Here is a 17,839-nt window from a genome sequence, read left to right as displayed (position 1 = left end):
ATGAGCCTTTTGGAAATCCGCGATCTGAACGTGCGTTTCGCCACCACCGATGGCGAGGTCTCGGCCGTCAATGGCATCAACCTTGACCTTGAGCGTGGCGCGACGTTGGGCATTGTCGGCGAAAGCGGCTCGGGCAAAAGCCAGCTTTCCTTCGCGCTGATGGGGCTTTTGGCCAAAAACGGCCGCGCCACGGGCTCGGTCCGTTTCGACGGGACCGAGATCCTGAACGCCCCGCCCGAGGTGCTGAACAAGATCCGCGCCCGCCGCATCGCCATGGTCTTTCAGGATCCGATGACCAGCCTCAACCCCTATATGCGGGTCTCGGACCAGATGGCCGAGGTCCTGATGCTGCACAAGGGCATGGGCAAGATGCAGGCCGTCGCCGAATCCGCGCAGATGCTGGATGCGGTGAAAATCCCCGACGCCAAGGGGCGTATCCGACTGTACCCGCACGAATTTTCGGGCGGCATGCGACAGCGGGTGATGATCGCGATGGCGCTGCTGTGCCGGCCCGATCTTTTGATCGCGGATGAACCGACCACCGCGCTCGACGTGACGGTTCAGGCCCAGATCATGGAGCTTTTGGCCGAATTGCAGCGCGATTTCGGCATGGCGATGGTGCTGATCACCCATGATCTTGGCGTCATCGCCGGCTCGGCCGAGCGCGTCATGGTCATGTATGGCGGCCGCGTGATGGAGCGCGCGCCCGTCGGGCCCCTCTTTGCCGATCCCGCCCATCCCTATACGCAGGGGCTTTTGGCGGCGATCCCGCGCGTCGATCAAAAGGGCGACCAGCTGTCGGCCATTCCCGGCAGCCCGCCCAATATGACGCATCCGCCCGCCGGCTGTCCCTTTGCGCCGCGTTGCGCCTATCCGATAGAGCAATGCCAGCAGGCGATGCCGCCGCTGACGGGCTTTGCCCCGGAACGCGAACGTGCCTGTCATGTTCCGCTTGCGACGGTGCGGGCGGGCCACGCGCCACAGCCCGACCTGCCCGAACCCGCCGCCGCCGATCTGGATGAGGTCACGCCCTCCGATCCCCATGATGCACTGGCCCCGCCTGGCATTGTCGCCGGCGCCGCCATCGCCGGCCTGCCCGAGGAGAGCGCCGATGACCGCTAGACCGCTTCTGACCGCGCAGGATCTGCGCGTGACCTTCGATCTGCCCGCGGCGGGCGGCATGCCCTGGACCAAGCCGCGACAGCTTCATGCCGTGGGCGGCGTCGATTTCACCCTGATGCCCGGCGAGACGCTGGGCATCGTGGGCGAAAGCGGCTCGGGCAAGTCGACGCTGGCGCGGGCGCTGATCGGGCTTGTGCCGGCGACGGGCCGCGCCATCTGGCAGGATGGCGCCGACCTGATCGGGCTTTCGCCCGGCAAGATGCTGAAATATCGCAGCGAAATTCAGATGGTGTTTCAGGACCCGCTGGCCAGCCTGAACCCGCGCATGACCGTGGGCCAGATCATCGCCGAGCCGCTGACCACGCATCACAAGGGCCTGTCGGGCACCGAGGTCAAGACCCGCGTCAAGGACATGATGGACCGCGTCGGCCTTTTGCCCAATCAGATCAACCGCTATCCGCATGAGTTTTCCGGCGGCCAGTGCCAGCGCATCGGCATCGCGCGGGCGCTGATCGTCGAGCCAAAGCTGGTGATCTGCGACGAGCCGGTCTCGGCGCTGGATGTGTCCATTCAGGCCCAGGTGATCAACCTTCTGGCGGAATTGCAGCGCGACCTTGGGCTGGCGCTGATTTTCATCGCGCATGACCTGTCGGTGGTGAAACATATCAGCGACCGCGTGCTGGTGATGTATCTGGGCCAGGTGATGGAACTGGCCGAGGCCGAGGCGCTTTATGCCGATCCGCGCCACCCCTATACGCAGGCGCTGTTATCCGCCGTGCCGATCCCCGATCCGCAGCTTGAGCGCGAAAAGCGCATCATCCCCTTGCGGGGGGAACTGCCCTCGCCGATGAACCCGCCTTCGGGCTGCGTCTTTCGCACCCGCTGTCCGCGCGCCGAGCCGCTTTGCGCCAGCCAGCAGCCCGCGCTGGCCGGGGGTGCGCATCTGACCGCATGCCATTTCCCCGGCGCGCTGCGCCCCGAAGAGCTGGAACTTCGGGCCTAGCGGTTGGCATCCGCGATCAGGCGCCGGTACTGGCGCGCCTGATCGCGGATCGCATCCAGATCGCCCAGCCCCTTGGCGCGCAGGGCCGGGATCAGGCGCAGGAATATCTGCGCCGCCGCCTCGGCATCGCCCATGGCGGTATGACGCGCCTCGGGCGGTATGGTGACGCCCAGCCGCTCGGCCAGCGCGTCCAGCGAATGCGGCGCGGATTTTCCCCAGACCATGGCCGATAACAGCACCGTATCCAGCACCCGGTTCGGAAACTCGGCCCCGGTTTCGGTCGCCGCGCTGCGCAACAGCCCCATGTCAAAGGGCGCGTTATGCGCGATCAGCACCGCATCCTCGGTAAAGTGCCGAAAGGCGCGCAGCGCCGTCGTCATGTCGGGGGCCAGTGCGACCATCGCATCGGTGATGCCGTGAATGCGGGTCGCGCGCTGCGGGATCGGCCGGCCGGGATTGACCAATGTCTCGAACCGCTCGCCGGTCGGACGCCCCGCCATGATCCGCAGCCCCGCGATCTGGACGATGCGGTCGGCCGGGTCGAGCCCGGTCGTTTCGGTGTCGAACACCACGCAGGTCATGGCGTCCAGCGCCGGGCCGGCGGGGCCAAGCCGCGCCTTGTAGGTCAGGCCCGGCGGAACCTCGCAATGATCGGCGCGCGCCGGCACCGGCATGATGATCGCGCCGCCGCCGGGCCGGACCTCGGTCCAAAGCCCGGTGCCGGCCTCGGCGGCGATGGCCGCGCCGCTTTCGCCGGGCCGGTCGGGATCGGGCGCGCCGGCCAGCCATTCGTCCAGCTGGGCCATGGACAGCGCGTCCCCCTGCCATGACAGGGCGATGCGGGCCTCGTCCTGTCCCGGGGCGGCCCGGATGATGTCAAGCTGCGCCAGCCGCCCGCCGGTCAGAAGCCGCCGCGCCAGATCCCCCAGAAGCACCGCCAGCGCCCCGCCATCGGCCGCCAGACAAAGCTCGTCGATGCGGCCCAGCGTCACCTCTTCGACCGATCCGGCCAGCGCCTGCGCATCGACCCGGGCCAGCGCCGGCTCGGGCGCCAGCGCATGCAGGGCCGCGATCAGCGCCGCGCCCTCGTCCCGGATCGCGCCCCGCACATCCGGCGGCAGCGCGTCTTCGACCGCCCCCAAAAGCGGCACCAGCGTCGCCGCGCGACGGCGCAGGTTTTCCAGCGCCTCGCCATGCGAGGGCGCCGAAGGCGGGCGCAGGATCAGGACGTGACCGCCCTCGGCCGTGACGCGCATATGCCCCGAGAGCCGGCTTCCCTCGGCCGTCAGCACCGCCAGACCCGTCGCGCCGCCATTTCCGGCCAGCAGCCGCCGCCGCGCCGCCAGCAATGCGGCCGGCCGCAGATACCGCGCCAGCGGCCGGCCCAGCACCAGCCCCGGCAGGGCCGCGCGCGCGGTTGCGTTGAAAAAGATCACCCGGTCTTCGGCATCGGTCATCAATGCGACCGCGCCGATATCCGACAGCACGCTTTCGAGCATGGCCTTTTCGCGGGCCAGTTCCGCGACATGGGTCTGGACCGTTTCGGTCAGCGCCTCGGCGGAACGCAGCCGCGCCTCGGCCGAGGCGCGCGCGGCCGGGGCCAGATCGGCCAGATAGCGCCCCTCGCTCCGCTCGGGTGCGGCGCCGGTGCGCAGCCCGCCGGCCAGCGTTTCGATCGGACGGGCGACATGCTGATCGAACAGAAACCAGACCCAGAGCACCAGCATCAGCATGCCCAGCGTCGCGATCGCCCCCGCCCCGATCAGCACCGTCCCGATATCCGGCATGGCCGCCCCGGGCGCTGTGGCGGCGGCGGCATGATCGAACCGCCGCAGCGCCACGAAAAGCGCCACCGCCAGCACCCCCAGAAGCCCCGCCAACAGCCCCGCAAAGATCAGAAAGACCCGCAGCCGCAGCGAAAGACGCGTCAGCATGGCGGTGCCAGCAGGCGGGCCATCTCGCTGCGCAGTTCGGAAAGTTCGAACGGTTTGGCGATAAAGCCGTCGGCGCCAAGCGCCAGCCCCTTGCGCCGTTCCATGACCGAGCCGCGCGCCGTCATCATCAGCACCCGCACATCGCGCAAGGCCGGATCGGCGCGCAATTCCTCGACGATCTGATAGCCCGAAATATCGGGCAGCATGATGTCCAGAAGCACCAGATCGGGGGGCGCCGCCCGGATCGCGTCCAGCGCGCCCGCGCCAAGCGCCAGACGGCGATGGTCGTGACCGTCGCGCGTCATCAGAAATTCCAGCGCCGTGGCGATATTGTCTTCGTCCTCGACGATCAGGATTTGCGCCATCAACCCTCCTTGCCGCAGATCGCGGCGAATGCCGGATCGCCCGCGCCGGGGCGCCAGTCGCTGGCGCGTTGATCGGCCACGGCCCGCAGGCGCGCGCCGTCGCAGTCGATGTCCAGCGTGACATAACGCGTCGGCTGCCAGCGTTCGACGAACAGGATCTGGCCGCGCCGCACGCCCTGGCCGTCATCGACCATGCCGGCGCGGTCGATGGCGGCAAAGCGGGTCACCATCGGCACCACAAAGGCCCATGGGCGCCAGGCCTTGCCGCCGGTGCCGGTCTCGATCACCTCGACCGAGGCCGGCAGCTGATCGGTGACGCGGGAATACCAGCTGTATTCGTTCCAGACCGTAAAGCCCAGCATGGCAAGCCCGATCCCGGCCGGCATGATCCAGCGCGGCAGCCATATCCCCGCCTTGCGCAGGGTATGGCTGGCGGCATAGACCACCGCCGCCATGCCGATGCCCACGGCGATCATGCCGATGATGTCCCAGGCCATACCGCTCATCATCCCAGAGCTCCTTTTCCGTGGCCCGCGGCCGATTGCATGGTGCGCACGACGACAAAGGCGTCGCGCAGGTGGCTGCGCTCGAAATCCGCCAGGTCCGAGGGCGCAAGGAAATTGTCGGGCTTTCGCCCGGCGCGGATCAGCCGCGCCTGATGCTCCAGCCGCCGCGTCTGGATCAGGTCATAGGCCGCGATCAGATCGCCCGCGCCCGCCGCCGAGATCGCGCCCGCCTCGCCCGCCGCCAAAAGCCGCGCGCGTGTATTGACCGGCGCAAGCCCCGCCTGCAAGGCATAGACCCGGCCCAGATCGGCGACCGGCACGACCCCGTTCATCTTCATGTCGATCTGGTTGCGATGTTCGCCCGAACGGATGGTGGCAAAGCCGCCGATCAGCCCAAGCGGCGGCCGGTGCTTGAGCGAATTGGCGATCATATGGGCCACAAAGATCGAATTCTGCCGCGCCGCCGCCAGCGTCCCGGCCTGCAATCCGCCAAGCAATGCCGCCTCGCCCGCGATGGCGCGCAGGTCGAACATGACGCTGGCCAGCATCTGCGCCTCGGGGCTGGGGCGGTCGATCCAGCCGCGGAAATAGTCCCGCCAGACCTCGACCGGCTGACGCCAGCGCGGATTGGTGGCCATCATGTCGCCGGGGCAATAGACATAGCCCGCGCCGTTCAGCCCGTCGCAGACAAAGCGCGCAAGATCCGCGAACCACGGATGATCCGGGTCCATGCCGGGACCCAGGATCAGGCAATTGTCCTGATCGGAAATGCCGGTCTGTTCCTGTCGGCCCTGGCTGCCGCAGGCGGCCCAGAGCCATGGCCCCGGCGCCGGGCCAAGCGCCGCCTCGGCCAGCACCAGCAGGCGGCGGGTGACCGCATCGGCGATATCGGTGATCTGGCGGGTGACGATGTCATGGCGCTGACTGGCCGAGACCAGCGTCAGCAACAGTTCGGGGATGCGCGCGGTCGCCATGGCCAGCGCGGCGCTGTCGGGTGCCGCCGCGATTTCGCGCATCAGCACCGAACCCGAAATCGCCTGCACCCGCGTCAGGTCGGTCTGGGTGATCATGCCGATCAGCCGCCCGGCCTCGGTGATGGGCATATGGCCGATGCGGTGCTCGGCCATGATGCCCAGCACATCGGCCCCCAGCGCCTGCGGACCAAGGATCAGCGGATCCGCCGTCATGATCGTGGCGACCGGATCGGTGCCGGGCCGTTCCTCGGCCACGACCTTGTTCGAGATGTCGCGCTGGGTCACGATGCCCAACAGCGTGCCGTCCGCATCGGTGACGCCCAGCGACGAGACATGCGCCGCGCGCATGATCCGCGCCGCCTCGGTGATCGGGGTCGCGGGCGCACAGGTCACGGGCGCGCGCCCCGCCAACAGATCGGCCACGCGAAGATCGGCGAATTGCGCCCCCTGCGCGACGGGCGCCCGCCCGATCCCGCGATTGAAGAACCGCGAAAAGGCCGCGTTGGCGCCGATCAGGCGCCGGAACTCGCGCGCCGGCAGCATCAGGATCGCGCCGCCCCGCACCACCCGGGCCGTGGTCGCGGCATGGCCGTCCCGCATCAGCCCGCGTTCGCCGAAACTGTTGCCGCGCCCCAGCATCGAGACCGGCGCACCGGCGCGGTCGGTCACCTCGACCCCCGCATCCTCGATCAGGTAAATCCCGTCCAGGGGCTCGCCCAGCCGATAGACGGTTTCGCCGGCCTGCCAGTCCCTGCGGCTGAAAAAACCGGCGACACGCGCCAGCTCATCCTGCGACAGGGCGTCATAGGGATGGATGTTCGACAGAAATTTCAGTGTCTCGTCCATATCCGTCATCCGGCCTGATGGCCGCGCCCCGAAACGGGGGCGCGGCCGGTTTCTGTCAGTGATGGGTCGCGGCCCCCGCGCCTTTCGGCACGCGGATCGATTCCACCAGCTCCTGCACATGCTCGGGCGGCTCTTCGGTGGCGGCCGAAACCAGATAGGCCACGGCAAAGTTGATCGCCGCGCCGACCACCCCAAAGGATGCGGGCGCAATCCCAAAGATCCAGTTCGCCGCCGTATCTTCCAGCATGTTGGTGCCGGCCAGGAAGAACCAGCCCTTATAGGTGAAGATATAGACCAGCGTCGACACCATGCCCGCGATCATCCCCCAGATCGCGCCCTGCTTGTTCACGCGTTTGGAAAAGATGCCCATCATCAGCACCGGGAAGATCGAACTTGCGGCCAGGCCAAAGGCCAGCGCCACCGTCTGCGCCGCAAATCCCGGCGGGTTCAGCCCCAGGATCGTCGCCACAAGGATCGACACCGCCATCGAGATCCGCGCGGCCATCAGCTCGCTTTTCTCGGAAATGCCGGGGTTGATCGCGCCCTTGATCAGGTCGTGACTGACCGCGCCCGAGATCGCAAGCAACAGCCCCGCCGCCGTCGACAGCGCCGCCGCAAGGCCGCCCGCCGCGACAATGGCGATGACCCAGCCGGGCAGGTTCGCGATTTCGGGATTGGCCAGAACCATGATGTCATTGCTGACCTTGGTCAGTTCGTTGCCTTTCCAGGTCGCGGCATCGGCCGGCGCGTTCGGCAGCTTGGCGATGCCGGCGGCCAGCGCCTCGTCATGGGCGGTCTGGGCGGCATCGATCGCGGCCTGATCGCCCGAGGCGGTCGCGGCGGCCAATGCCTTGGCCTGTGCGTCCGCGCCGTCGTTGTAATACTGGATCATGCCGTCGCCATTCTTGTCCTGCCATTCCAGCAGACCGGTCTTGGCCCAGGTGCGCATCCAGTTCAGTTCCGGCGCGGTCTCGATCGCATCAAGCGAGACGGCGGGTTGCGAATAGGTGTCGCCGGTCTTGGCCCCCGGCCACATCGTGGTCGAAAGGTTCAGACGCGCCATCGAGCCGACCGCCGGGGCGACCGTGTAAAGCAGCGCGATGAAAACCAGCGCCCAGCCCGCCGAGGAACGCGCATCCGACACCTTGGGCACGGTGAAAAAGCGGATGATCACATGCGGCAGCCCCGCCGTCCCGATCATCAGCGCCAGCGTGAACAGCACCATGTTCAGCGTCGAGCCGTTATGTTCGGTATAGGCCTTGAAGCCCAGATCGGTGACGACCTGATCCAGCTTGGTCAGGAATTCCATCCCCGAGCCGTCATGGCTGCCAAACAGGCCCAACTGCGGCAGGAAGTTGCTGGTCAGCGCCAGCGAGATAAAGATCGCCGGGATCGTATAGGCGATGATCAGCACGATATATTGCGCGACCTGCGTATAGGTCACGCCCTTCATGCCGCCCAGAACCGCATAGGCGAAAACCACTGCCGCCCCGATCCAGAGACCGGTTTCCTTGCTCACCTCGAGATAGCGGGCGAAGGTGATACCCACCCCCTCCATCTGGCCGATCACATATGTGATCGAGATGATCAGCAGACAGATCACGCCGATGATGCGCGCGGTCTTGGAATAAAAGCGGTCGCCGATGAATTCGGGCACGGTGAATTTGCCGAACTTGCGCAGATAGGGCGCAAGCAGCATGGCCAGAAGCACATAACCCCCGGTCCAGCCCATCAGATAGGTCGAATTGTCATAGCCGGTGAAGGCGATCAGCCCGGCCATCGAGATGAAGCTTGCCGCCGACATCCAGTCGGCGGCGGTGGCCATGCCGTTCATCACCGGATGCACGCCGCGATTGGCGGCATAGAATTCCGCGGTCGAGCCGGCGCGGGCCCAGATCGCGATGCCGAAATAAAGCGCGAAGGACGCGCCGATGAAGATCAGGTTCAGCGTAAACTGGTCCATGGCTTACTCCTCGACGCCATGTTCGCGGTCCAGCCGGTTCATCCATGCCGCGTAAACGAAAATCAGCACGATGAAAGTCAGGATCGATCCCTGTTGGGCAAACCAGAAGCCCAGATCCGATCCCCCCACCTTGATCCCCGAAATCATCGGCCGCAACAGGATGCCAAACCCGTAAGAAACCAGCGCCCAGATCGCCATGCAAATCCAGATGATCCTGACATTGGCCCGCCAATAGGCGTTTGAGGCCTGTTTGTCGCTCATGTCCTTCGTCCTCCTCTACAGTCATAAGCTGCCGTCATGTTTGTTCGCCGCGCCCGGTCCCGACGGCAGGGACGGGCAAGCCCAAAAGGCCCCGGCGCTTGGTGCGCCGGGGCCAGTGCTCTGTTCACCAACCCTTCGAGGGCGGTGCGTCCTGATAACCCGAGCGGTGCATCTCATGGCCGGGATCGTCGCCGAACAGGCTGCGCCGATAGCCATTATTGGGCACGAAGATCAGCCCGATCACCACGGTCGCCGCCGCGACCACGATCGCATACCACAGCCCCGCATAGATATTGCCGGACTGCGCCGAGATCGCGAAGGCCGTCGCGGGCAACAGCCCCCCGAACCAGCCGTTGCCGATATGGTAAGGCAGCGACATGCCGGAATAGCGGATGCGGGTCGGGAACATCTCGACCAGTGCCGCGGCCATCGGGCCATAAACCATCGTGACCAGCACGATCAGATAGGTCATCAGCAGGACCAGCTTGAAGTTCTGGCCATTGAAGATGTCGAAGAAATTGTCCGCCTTGGCGACGGTCGTGTTGGTTTTGGGATCGATCGGATAACCGGCGGCCATCAGCGCGTCGTTCACCGATTTCTCATAGGCGGCCTTGGCGGCCTTCAGCTCATCGCCGCCCAGCGTGCCGTCATAGACCGGGATTTCGGTCCCTGCGATGCTGACATGCGTCGGGCTGCCTGCGGGCGCGTCGACCGAGGTATAGTTCACCGACGACTTCGCTAGCATCGCCTTTGCGACGTCGCAGGACGAGGTGAACTTGGCCGTGCCCGTCGGGTTGAACTGGAACGAGCAGGTCGCGGGATCGGCGGTCACGGTGACCTGGGTATTGGCCTGAGCCTGGGCCAGCGCCGGGTTCGCGGTTTCGGTGATCGCCTTGAAGACCGGGAAATAGGTCAGCGCGGCCAGCGCGCAACCGGCCAGGATGATCGGCTTGCGCCCGATCCGGTCCGAAAGCGAGCCGAAGAACACGAAACCGGCGGTGCCGAGGATCAGCGACCATGCCACCAGCACGTTCGAGGTGAACTGATCAAGTTTCACCACGTTGTTGATGAAGAAGAGCGCATAGAACTGGCCCGAATACCAGACCACCGCCTGTCCCGCGACCAGACCGAAAAGCGCGATCAGCGCGATCTTGGCGTTCTTCCACTGGCCAAAGGCCTCTTTCAGCGGTGCCTTGGACTGGGTGCCCTCTTCCTTCATGTGCTTGAAGGCCGGGCTTTCTTCCATTTGCAGGCGGATATAAAGCGAGATGCCCAGAAGGAAGATCGAGCCCAGGAACGGAATGCGCCAGCCCCATGCCTTGAAGGGTTCAAGCATGACCTGGGCGCCATCGGGGCCCAGAAGCGGCTCGCCGTTCGAGAATTGCGGCACCGGGTCGTAATTGCCGTTCACATAGGATTGCACCAACAGGATGATGACCAGCGACAAGAGCAGGCCCATGGTCGCCGTGGTCTGGATCCAGCTGGTGTAATAGCCCCGGCGATTCATCGGCGCGTGTTCCGCGACATAGGTCGCCGCCCCGCCATATTCGCCGCCAAGCGCCAGCCCCTGCAACATGCGCAGCACGATCAGAATGATCGGCGCGGCAACACCCCAGCTTTCATAGCCCGGCAAAAGACCGACGATGAAGGTGGACATGCCCATGATCAGGATGGTCATCAGGAAGGTGTATTTCCGCCCGACAAGATCGCCGAGCGAACCGAAGACAAGCGCGCCAAAGGGGCGCACGATAAAGCCCGCGGCAAATGCCAGCAGGGCGAATACGTTCCGCGTCGCTTCCGGGAACGAGGTGAAGAACTGGGCCCCGATGATCGCGGCCAGCGATCCGTAAAGGTAGAAATCATACCATTCGAAAACGGTGCCCAGCGACGACGCGAGGATGACCTTCTTCTCCTCGCGCGTCATCGGCCGCGAGCGGTCGACATCATGTGCTTCGGTAACTGCCATTTATGTTCATTGGCTCCTGTTGGACCGCGCGGACGGGATGCCCGCGCGCACGAGAACGCCGGACCGGGTTCAGCTCCGGTTCATGCGGTTGGCGATCAGGTCGTCGACGACGCCGGGATCGGCCAGCGTCGAGGTATCGCCCAGGGCACCGAAATCGTCTTCGGCGATCTTGCGCAGGATGCGGCGCATGATCTTGCCCGAGCGGGTCTTGGGCAGACCCGGTGCCCACTGGATCAGGTCGGGCTTGGCGATGGGACCGATCTCGGTCCTGACCCAGGTCTCAAGTTCCTTGCGCAGCTCGTCGCTGGCAGGAATGTCGTTCATCAGCGTGACATAGGCATAGATGCCCTGCCCCTTGAGCGCGTGCGGATAGCCCACGACCGCGGCCTCGGCGACCTTGGGATGGGCGACCAGCGCCGATTCCACCTCGGCCGTGCCCATGCGGTGGCCCGAGACGTTGATCACGTCATCGACGCGGCCGGTGATCCAGTAATAGCCGTCCTCATCGCGGCGACAGCCGTCGCCGGTAAAGTAATAGCCGGGATATTGCTGGAAATAGGTCTCCATGAAACGCTCGTGATCGCCCCAGACGGTGCGCATCTGCCCCGGCCAGCTGTCGGCGATGCAAAGCACCCCCTCGACGCCGTTGCCGGTTTCGGGGACGCCCGTCTGGGCATCCAGCACCACCGGCTTGACGCCAAAGAACGGCAGCGTGGCCGAGCCGGGCTTGGCCTCGATCGCGCCGGGCAGCGAGGTGATCATGTGGCCGCCGGTTTCGGTCTGCCACCAGGTGTCGACGATCGGGCAGCGGCCCTTGCCGACATATTTGTCATACCAGTTCCAGGCCTCGGGGTTGATCGGCTCGCCGACCGTGCCAAGAACGCGCAGGCTGGAAAGGTCGTATTTCTCGACCCATTCCGGCCCCTGCCCCATCAGCGCGCGGATGGCGGTGGGCGCGGTATAGAACTGGTTGACCTTGTGCTTGTCGCAGACCGCCCAGAACCGCCCGGCATCCGGCCAGGTCGGCACGCCCTCGAACATCAGCGTGGTGGCGCCATTGGCCAGCGGGCCATAGACGATATAGCTGTGACCGGTGACCCAGCCCACATCCGCCGTGCACCAGAAGACATCGCCGTCCTTGTAGTCAAAGACCATCTCATGGGTCATCGCCGCATAGGCCAGATAGCCGCCTGTCGTATGCACGACGCCCTTGGGCTTGCCGGTCGAGCCGCTGGTGTAAAGAATGAACAGCGGATCTTCGGCGCTCATCGGGCGCGGCGGGCAATCGGGGCTGACCTGGTCCATCATCGCCAGCACATCGACATCGCGGCCATCGACCCAGGTGGTCTGATCGCCCGTATGCTTGACGACCAGACAGCGCACCCGGTCCGAGCAATGCAAAAGCGCCGCATCGGCATTGGATTTCAACGCCGTGCGCCGGCCGCCGCGCGGCGCGGTATCGGCGGTGATGACCAGTTTCGCGCCGGAATCGTTGATGCGGTTGGCCAGCGCATCGGGCGAAAAGCCGGCAAAGACGATGGAATGGATCGCCCCGATCCGCGCGCAGGCCAGCATCGCATAGGCCGCCTCGGGGATCATCGGCAGATAGATCACCACCCGGTCGCCACGCATGACGCCCTGCGACAACAGGACATTGGCCATCCGGTTCACCTTTTCCGACAGCTCGGCATAGGTGATGTGGCGGGCGGGCGCGTTCGGATCGTCGGGTTCAAAGATGATCGCGGTCTGGTTCGCGCGGGTCGGCAGATGCCGGTCGACGCAGTTCACGCTGGCGTTCAGCACGCCATCCTCGAACCATTTGATCGAGACCTTGCCCATGGTGAAATCGGTGTTCTTGACCTTGGAATAGGGCTCGATCCAGTCCAGCCGCTTGCCCTCGCGGCGCCAGAACCCTTCGGGATCGCGGATCGATTCCTCATAAAGCCGGGTGTAATCGGCGGGCTGGACATGGGCCTTGTCGAAGCCGGGCGGAATGGGATGTTTGGCAAGGTTTTCAACGGACATGGCTGGCCTCCTTCTACTCGCGATATGGTGTCGACATGGGCATCCGCGCGTTTTTGCCGGCACGGCGCGCAATGCCTGAAATCACCTTGGAGGATAGGTTAATACAACTCCGTATTTCGCGTAAACCTTTTTTTCACAACGATAAATTTGTAAAATAATTGACTAGATGATAGCGCTATTTGTAAAAAGTTCACAGAAATGTCAGCCGGCTTGAGCTTTCCCCGCGCGCAGGGGCAAAATGCGGCGCAAAGACCAGCCCGCATGAGGTCCCATGCCCCCCGATCCCTTTCGCCCGACCGATGACGAGGCGCGCGCGCTGGCGCGGCAATTGCTGGGGGCCATGCGTCATGCCAGCCTTGGCACGCTGGACCCCGAAACCGGCGCGCCGCTCGTGACCCGGATCGCGGTTCAGCCCGATGCCGATGGCGCGCCGCTGGCGCTGTTGTCGGGGCTGGCGGCGCATAGCCGCGCGCTGGCGGCCGATCCGCGCGCCGGGCTGTTGATCGCGGCCGAGCCTGCGCCGCGCGGCGATGCCATGACCCATGCCCGGCTGTCGCTGATCGGTCGGGCCGCGCCGGTCGCGGCGGATCCGGCGCGCCGCGCGCGCTGGCTTGCGCAGGATCCCAAGGCACAGGTCTATATCGACCTGCCCGATTTCCGGTTCTGGCGGATCACGCCGCTTTCGGGCCTGCTGAATGCCGGTTTCGGGCGCGCCTATCGGCTGACGGCGCAGGACATGCTGAAACCCCCGGCGGATTGACCGCCGGGGGTGATGGCTTGTCGCGGAACGGGGTCGTTCCCGCCCGGATCAGTCCGGGTTGTCCATGCGCACGCGATAGCTGACCGTGCCCTTGACCGGGGTGCTCCAGTTGATCCCGATCTGGCGCCTGCCGCTGCCCAGCTGGGTCTGCACCCAGGGCATGTCCGTGATCCGCGCCCCGGCCGAATTGGTGATCGCGCTTCGCGCCAGCACCGACTCGACGTTCTTGGCCCAGCCGTTGAAGGGCAGTCCGGCATTGACCGGCGGCAGCCAGCGGGCCGCGGGCGTCGTCTGGGTAAAGGTCAGGTCGACCGGGTTCGCGACATAGGCATTCACGCCGTTGAACATATTGCCCTGGAACTGGACGTTGCGCATCCGCTGATAGTCCAGATCGGCAAAGGTGGTATCGACCTTTTCGACGCGCGCGATCTTGTTATAGAGCGATTTGAACACGTTGCCCATGACCGCAAGTCCGTGGATGAAATGGCCCGCGCCATAAGGCTTGATCACGATCCAGTTGAAGCCCAGCGTCGTGTTCGAGGCAAGGAAGGTGTTGCCGGTGATGGTCAGCCCGCCAAAGGAATATTCGCTGCCTTCGAAATCCGGCTTGGGATCGTGTTCGTTCGTCCATTCGATCGAGCAGTTGTCGACATAGTTCCCGGTGACGTTCACCTGCACATTGGTGCGCGTCAGCACCAGCCCGCCAAAGCGGACGCCGTTCTGGGCATTGTCGCCCTGGAACCAGTGGTTGCCCTCGATGATGTGGCCGCCGCCATTCGCGACCATGAAATGGCCGAAACGGTTAAAGCGGTTGTGGCGGATCTTGGTGTCGTTGTTGTTGATGTTGATCGCGACCGAGGTGCGGTTCTGCGCCAGATCCGTCAGCTCGTTGGACAGGAATTCACAGCGATCCACCGTCATCCCCTGACAGCCGCTGCCGATCGAGGTGATCCCGCGATCCTTGGGATGGGTAAAGTAACAGTCGCGGAACCCGTTCAGCGCCCCGGTCTTGGGCAGCATGACACCGCTGCCGACGCCGTTGAGCAGGAATTCGACATCGTCGAAATTCAGCCGGCTCAGATGGCTCATCCCCGAAAAGTCAAAGGCATAGCGGTCGCGGGTAAAGGTATAGCTGCGCGTGCCCGCCCCGCCATAGAAGGGCTGCGACAGGGTCAGTGTGCGCGCGGCGATGTTGCGGTCAAGGACATAGACCTCGCGGCCGACGCCGGTGCCGCTGATGCGCGAACCGATCTCGATATTGGCGACATTGCCGACCGCGCTCAGCGTCACCGACTGGTTCGGATCATAGGTCCCCGCCGAGGTGACCGAACGGCTTTGCCAGGCCGCGCCCGCAACCAGGTTGAACTGGCCGTTGGTGATGACACGGCGGTTGGCGAAACTGTCCAGACCGGGGGCCGCATCCTCGATGGTGATCGGCTCGGTCAGGTTGATGGTGCGGCCGCACAGATCCAGCGAGCCGTGATCGGTATAGCCCAGCAGCGCCTGAAGCGCGCGCTTCATGCCCTCGGTCTCGTCGCCGAACGCATCGGCATAGGTCGGGTAATCGAACCGCCCCAACAGCGCCAGACGGGCGTTGCGCGGCATCTTCAGCGTGCCGACGAACCGCACCGGCGCGCTCATGCTCAGATCGCCGCCGATGTAATAGGTGCCCTCGGGGACCAGAACCTCGCCACCGCCGGCCGCCGCATTGGCGGCGATGAAGGCGCCGCGATCATCGGTCACGCCATTGCCGACGGCCCCGAAATCGCGCACATCGACCCAATCCAGCATGCCGGGCAAAAAGGCGGCCGTCACGTCCTCGATCACGATGTTTTCGATGCGGATCGAGCCGAAATTGTCGCCGATCAGGTCGATCCCGAAATAACCGAAGGCCGCATCGCGGCCCCAGGCCATGTCGACGCCGTCGCGCCGGCCGCTGCCGACAATCGCCGAAACCTCGGCCACCTGGCCATAGCCGGGAAGGGTGACGACCGGGCCGACCTGGGTGACGCCGGCGATGTTGTTGCCGCTGGCATTGGCGGCATAGGCCGCGATGCGCACCTGCGGCAGGTTGCCCGCGATCGCCTTGACGCGGGTCGAAATGCGCAGATAGTTGCCCGGATTCATCGGCGTGCGCCGCATATAGCGGACCGAGGTCACCGCCTGCTGTTTCAGGATTTCAAGGCAAGCGCCGAAATCCTCATCCGCCGGAACGATGGCGGCGTTCGAGGCCCCCGACCAGGTCGGCGATCCCGCCGTGCCATCCGTCTGGGACCACAGGTTCAGCCCAGACTGGAACGGTGCCGGCATCAGTGCCTGACTGCCAATAATCGCGATGGTCATACCAAATTCTCCCTCATGCAGATCAAGCGGGAAAGATCCCCGCGCGCTCTGTCAGGAATTTGGCAATGTCGCGTTAACCGACTGTTAACCATGCGCGCGCGGCAACGGCCGCACGCGCAACACCCGGGCCTAGTTCGCGGGTTCGGAAACCAGCTCGCCCGCCAGGGCGCGCTCGATCAGCGCGCGGGTTTCGTCGACACCGTAAAGCGCGATGAAGCCACCGAAACGCGGCCCCTGATCGGCGCCCAGCAGCACCTGATACAGCGCCTGGAACCAATCCTTCATCGGCTCGAAACCATGATCGCGGCCAATGGCAAAGACCATGGTCTGCAAGGCTTCGGCATCCGCCGGCTGATCCCATGCGGCCAGACGGCCGGCCAGATCCTCAAGCGCGCGGCGCTCGACATCGGTCGGGGCGCGGAACACGCGGGTCGGCGCCACGAAGTCGTTGAAATAGCGCACGGCGAATTCGGCCGCCTGATCCAGCGTCGGATGGGTTTCGGGGCTGGCCTCGGGCGCATAGCGGCGGATAAAGCCCCAAAGCCCGGTCTTGTCCTTGGCCCCCGCGACCGAGGCCAGGTTCAGCAGCATCTGGAACGGCACCACCATGTCGGATGCCGGCACATCGCCGCCATGAATATGCCAGACCGGATTGGCGAATTGCTGTTCCGGGGTCTGGTCGGGATAGGCGCGCAGCTGCTGGTGGTATTCATCCACCGCCTTCGGGATGACGTCGAAATACATCCGCTTGGCGGTCTTGGGCTTTTGATACATGAAATAGGACAGGCTTTCGGTGGCCGCATAGGTCAGCCATTCGTCGATGGAAAGCCCGTTACCCTTTGATTTCGAAATCTTTTGCCCGTGTTGATCCAGGAACAGCTCATAGCTGAAATGCTCGGGCTTGCGCCCGCCCAGAATTTCACAGATGCCGTCATAGATCGGCGTATTGGTGCTGTGATCCTTGCCATACATCTCAAAGTCGACGTCGAGCGCCGCCCAGCGGGCGCCGAAATCGGGCTTCCATTGCAGTTTCACATGCCCGCCCGTGACCGGCAGCGTGGTTTCCACCCCGTCCTCGTCAAAGGTGATGGTGCCGGCCTTGGCATCGACATGCTTGATCGGCACATAAAGCACGCGGCCGGTTTTCGGGCTGATCGGCAGGAAACAGGAATAGGTCTGCTGGCGTTCCTCGCGCAGGGATGCCAGCATCACCTCCATGATCGCGTCATAGCGTTCGGCGGCCAAAAGCAGGGTCGGATCGAACTGACCGGATCTGTAGAATTCGGTCGCGCTGATGAATTCATATTCGAACCCGAACGTATCCAGAAAGCGGCGCAGCATGGCGTTGTTATGGGCGCCAAAGCTGGGATATTCGCCGAACGGATCGGGCACGGTGGTCAGCGGCTCTTGCAGATGCTCGCGCAGCATCTCGGTCTGCGGCACGTTGTCGGGCACCTTGCGCATCCCGTCCAGATCGTCCGAGAAACAGAACAGCCGCGTCGGAATGTCCGAGATCATCTCAAAGGCGCGGCGGATCATCGTCGTGCGCGCCACCTCGCCAAAGGTGCCGATATGGGGCAGACCCGAGGGACCATAGCCGGTCTCGAACAGGACATAGCCTTTTTCGGGATCCTTCTTCTCATAGCGTTTCAGCACGCGGCGGGCCTCTTCAAAGGGCCAGGCCTTGGATTTCATCGCGGCGTCACGCAGGGCGGTCATCTCGGATCTCCGTTCTTGAGAATTTCCCCGTATTGAAACCACGCGGAATGGT

The 17,839-nt window shown here is 64.8% G+C and carries 12 protein-coding genes and 1 pseudogene; 3 read left to right on the top strand and 10 right to left on the bottom strand.

What is annotated here, in order from left to right; all coding sequences use genetic code 11:
- Positions 1 to 969 (top strand): annotated as a pseudogene (locus ACFOMH_RS08965) (oligopeptide/dipeptide ABC transporter ATP-binding protein); the annotation flags it as partial.
- 142 nt (positions 970 to 1,111) lie between these two features.
- On the top strand, positions 1,112 to 2,125 hold the full coding sequence (locus ACFOMH_RS08960; RefSeq protein ID WP_377744018.1) for an oligopeptide/dipeptide ABC transporter ATP-binding protein: 1,014 nt from the start codon (positions 1,112 to 1,114) through the stop codon (positions 2,123 to 2,125).
- Here ACFOMH_RS08960 and ACFOMH_RS08955 read toward each other — a convergent pair.
- From ACFOMH_RS08955 to acs, 8 genes are all read right to left on the bottom strand, one after another.
- On the bottom strand, positions 2,122 to 4,059 hold the full coding sequence (locus ACFOMH_RS08955; protein ID WP_377744015.1) for a 3'-5' exonuclease: 1,938 nt from the start codon (positions 4,057 to 4,059) through the stop codon (positions 2,122 to 2,124). The two genes, ACFOMH_RS08960 and ACFOMH_RS08955, sit on opposite strands and share 4 nt — an antisense overlap.
- Positions 4,053 to 4,424: a response regulator transcription factor gene (locus ACFOMH_RS08950; RefSeq protein ID WP_374426345.1), complete on the bottom strand. Its 372-nt coding sequence runs from the start codon at positions 4,422 to 4,424 to the stop codon at positions 4,053 to 4,055. Before ACFOMH_RS08950 ends, ACFOMH_RS08955 begins: the two co-directional genes overlap by 7 nt.
- Positions 4,424 to 4,933 (bottom strand): hypothetical protein, encoded by a 510-nt coding sequence (locus ACFOMH_RS08945; protein ID WP_377744013.1) that lies wholly within the window; start codon positions 4,931 to 4,933, stop codon positions 4,424 to 4,426. The genes ACFOMH_RS08950 and ACFOMH_RS08945 overlap by 1 nt, the downstream gene beginning before the upstream one ends.
- The gene (locus ACFOMH_RS08940; RefSeq protein WP_377744011.1) at positions 4,930 to 6,759 is read right to left on the bottom strand and encodes a putative nucleotidyltransferase substrate binding domain-containing protein; all 1,830 of its coding nucleotides are present in this window, start codon (positions 6,757 to 6,759) and stop codon (positions 4,930 to 4,932) included. The genes ACFOMH_RS08945 and ACFOMH_RS08940 overlap by 4 nt, the downstream gene beginning before the upstream one ends.
- A gap of 46 nt (positions 6,760 to 6,805) precedes the next feature.
- Positions 6,806 to 8,713, bottom strand: coding sequence for a sodium:solute symporter family protein (locus ACFOMH_RS08935; protein ID WP_377744009.1), 1,908 nt, complete (start codon positions 8,711 to 8,713; stop codon positions 6,806 to 6,808).
- A 3-nt stretch (positions 8,714 to 8,716) separates the two neighbouring features.
- Complete coding sequence (locus ACFOMH_RS08930) at positions 8,717 to 8,974, bottom strand: DUF4212 domain-containing protein (RefSeq protein WP_374426356.1); 258 nt, start codon at positions 8,972 to 8,974, stop codon at positions 8,717 to 8,719.
- Positions 8,975 to 9,098: 124 nt separating this feature from the next.
- Positions 9,099 to 10,940, bottom strand: a complete 1,842-nt coding sequence (locus tag ACFOMH_RS08925; RefSeq protein ID WP_377744008.1) for an MFS transporter — start codon at positions 10,938 to 10,940, stop codon at positions 9,099 to 9,101.
- A gap of 69 nt (positions 10,941 to 11,009) precedes the next feature.
- Positions 11,010 to 12,965: an acetate--CoA ligase gene (gene acs / locus ACFOMH_RS08920; protein ID WP_377744007.1), complete on the bottom strand. Its 1,956-nt coding sequence runs from the start codon at positions 12,963 to 12,965 to the stop codon at positions 11,010 to 11,012.
- A 271-nt stretch (positions 12,966 to 13,236) separates the two neighbouring features.
- On the opposite strand from acs, the gene ACFOMH_RS08915 reads away from it, so the two are divergent.
- On the top strand, positions 13,237 to 13,725 hold the full coding sequence (locus ACFOMH_RS08915) for a HugZ family pyridoxamine 5'-phosphate oxidase (protein ID WP_377744006.1): 489 nt from the start codon (positions 13,237 to 13,239) through the stop codon (positions 13,723 to 13,725).
- Between the two features lie 48 nt (positions 13,726 to 13,773).
- Here the strand turns inward: ACFOMH_RS08915 and ACFOMH_RS08910 are convergent, their stop codons facing one another.
- Together ACFOMH_RS08910 and ACFOMH_RS08905 are read right to left on the bottom strand one after the other, a co-directional pair.
- The gene (locus tag ACFOMH_RS08910; protein ID WP_377744004.1) at positions 13,774 to 16,068 is read right to left on the bottom strand and encodes a glycosyl hydrolase family 28-related protein; all 2,295 of its coding nucleotides are present in this window, start codon (positions 16,066 to 16,068) and stop codon (positions 13,774 to 13,776) included.
- A 129-nt stretch (positions 16,069 to 16,197) separates the two neighbouring features.
- The gene (locus tag ACFOMH_RS08905; protein ID WP_374426371.1) at positions 16,198 to 17,787 is read right to left on the bottom strand and encodes a lysine--tRNA ligase; all 1,590 of its coding nucleotides are present in this window, start codon (positions 17,785 to 17,787) and stop codon (positions 16,198 to 16,200) included.
- Positions 17,788 to 17,839: the final 52 nt, after the last annotated feature.

This window comes from Paracoccus mangrovi (assembly GCF_042648425.1).
Lineage (GTDB): Bacteria > Pseudomonadota > Alphaproteobacteria > Rhodobacterales > Rhodobacteraceae > Paracoccus > Paracoccus mangrovi.
The sequence above is the reverse complement of the archived record's forward strand: the minus strand, read 5'-3'. Positions and strand labels throughout refer to the sequence as shown.

Coding starts and splice junctions, on each gene's coding strand:
- ACFOMH_RS08960 (WP_377744018.1), top strand. CDS start 1,112: ATGACCGCTAGACCGCTTCTGACCGCGCAGGATCTGCGCGTGACCTTC.
- ACFOMH_RS08955 (WP_377744015.1), bottom strand. CDS start 4,059: ATGCTGACGCGTCTTTCGCTGCGGCTGCGGGTCTTTCTGATCTTTGCG.
- ACFOMH_RS08950 (WP_374426345.1), bottom strand. CDS start 4,424: ATGGCGCAAATCCTGATCGTCGAGGACGAAGACAATATCGCCACGGCG.
- ACFOMH_RS08945 (WP_377744013.1), bottom strand. CDS start 4,933: ATGATGAGCGGTATGGCCTGGGACATCATCGGCATGATCGCCGTGGGC.
- ACFOMH_RS08940 (WP_377744011.1), bottom strand. CDS start 6,759: ATGACGGATATGGACGAGACACTGAAATTTCTGTCGAACATCCATCCC.
- ACFOMH_RS08935 (WP_377744009.1), bottom strand. CDS start 8,713: ATGGACCAGTTTACGCTGAACCTGATCTTCATCGGCGCGTCCTTCGCG.
- ACFOMH_RS08930 (WP_374426356.1), bottom strand. CDS start 8,974: ATGAGCGACAAACAGGCCTCAAACGCCTATTGGCGGGCCAATGTCAGG.
- ACFOMH_RS08925 (WP_377744008.1), bottom strand. CDS start 10,940: ATGGCAGTTACCGAAGCACATGATGTCGACCGCTCGCGGCCGATGACG.
- acs (WP_377744007.1), bottom strand. CDS start 12,965: ATGTCCGTTGAAAACCTTGCCAAACATCCCATTCCGCCCGGCTTCGAC.
- ACFOMH_RS08915 (WP_377744006.1), top strand. CDS start 13,237: ATGCCCCCCGATCCCTTTCGCCCGACCGATGACGAGGCGCGCGCGCTG.
- ACFOMH_RS08910 (WP_377744004.1), bottom strand. CDS start 16,068: ATGACCATCGCGATTATTGGCAGTCAGGCACTGATGCCGGCACCGTTC.
- ACFOMH_RS08905 (WP_374426371.1), bottom strand. CDS start 17,787: ATGACCGCCCTGCGTGACGCCGCGATGAAATCCAAGGCCTGGCCCTTT.